2 protein-coding genes are annotated in these 1179 nt (G+C 71.8%); both read left to right on the top strand.

All coding sequences use genetic code 11. The features are described from left to right. On the top strand, positions 1–537 hold a 537-nt coding region (locus BZL64_RS38535; protein ID WP_086773537.1), incomplete at its 5' end, for an NAD-dependent epimerase/dehydratase family protein. Positions 538–659: 122 nt separating this feature from the next. Continuing rightward, positions 660–1179: TerD family protein (locus BZL64_RS38530; protein ID WP_143663475.1), on the top strand; the 520-nt coding region annotated here is incomplete at its 3' end.

Here is a 1179-nt window from a genome sequence, read left to right as displayed (position 1 = left end):
CTGTACGAGGCCGCCCGCGAGGAAGGCGTCCCGCGTATCGTCTTCGCCTCCTCCAACCACGCGGTGGGCTTCACCCCCCGCCCGCAGGGCGACGACCCCCTCATCCCCGTCGAGACCCCGCACCGCCCGGACACCTTCTACGGCCTGTCCAAGGCCTTCGGTGAGGATCTCGCCCAGTTCTACTGGGACAAGCACGGCCTGGAGAGCGTGTCGGTGCGCATCGGCTCCTGCTTCCCCGAGCCCACCAGCGTGCGGATGCTGTCGGTGTGGATGAGCCCCGCCGACGGCGCCCGCCTCTTCCACGCGGCCCTCACCGCCGAGGACGTCGGCCACACCGTCGTCCACGGCTCCTCCGCCAACACCCGCCTGTGGTGGGACCTGACCAGCGCGCGGGCGCTCGGCTACGCACCGCAGGACGACTCCGAGCCGTGGGCCGAGAAGCTCATCGCCGAGCAGGGCGAGCTGGACCCCGAGAACATCGCGCACGCCCACCTCGGCGGCCACTTCGTCAGCGACCCCCCGATCTGGCCGTACTGACACCGCTCCTCCAGAGGGGGGTGCCCCGAGGCCCGGAGGGGGCGAGAACCGGCCCCCTCCCTCACCCCACCCGAATGCCGAAAGTAAGGGAACGGCAAAACGGCCTCGCTCGTTCACCCGACATGACAGCTATGACCCCCGGCTCGAACATCCCTCTCCCCGTCACCCGCGTGGCGGTGGACGTCGCCGCCCCCGTGCGCCTCGACGTTTCGGGCCTGCTGCTCACCGCCGACGGCAAGGTGCGCTCCGACGACGACTTCATCTTCTACAACCAGCCGGCCGGCCCCGGCGTGACCTACCGCTCCGGCGGCGGCACCGCCCCGGACGCGATCATCGTCGACACCTCCGCGCTGCCCCCGGGCATCGAGAAGATCGTCGTCACCGCGAGCCCGGACGCGGCGGGCCAGACCTTCCAGGGCGTCGAACCGACGGCCACGATCCGCGGCGCGGACGACAACAGCGTCCTGGCCACGTTCACTCCCCCGCAGCTGGGCGCCGAGACAGCGCTCGTGGTCGTGGAGATCTACCTGCGCAACGGCGCCTGGAAGGCCCGAGCGGTGGGCCAGGGCTACGCCAACGGACTGGCCGGCATCGCCACCGACTTCGGCGTCTCGGTGGAGGAGCCCGCGGCAGCCGCCCCGG

The sequence above is a fragment of the Streptomyces bobili genome, from assembly GCF_002154575.1.
Classification (GTDB): domain Bacteria; phylum Actinomycetota; class Actinomycetes; order Streptomycetales; family Streptomycetaceae; genus Streptomyces; species Streptomyces bobili.
The sequence above is the reverse complement of the archived record's forward strand: the minus strand, read 5'-3'. Positions and strand labels throughout refer to the sequence as shown.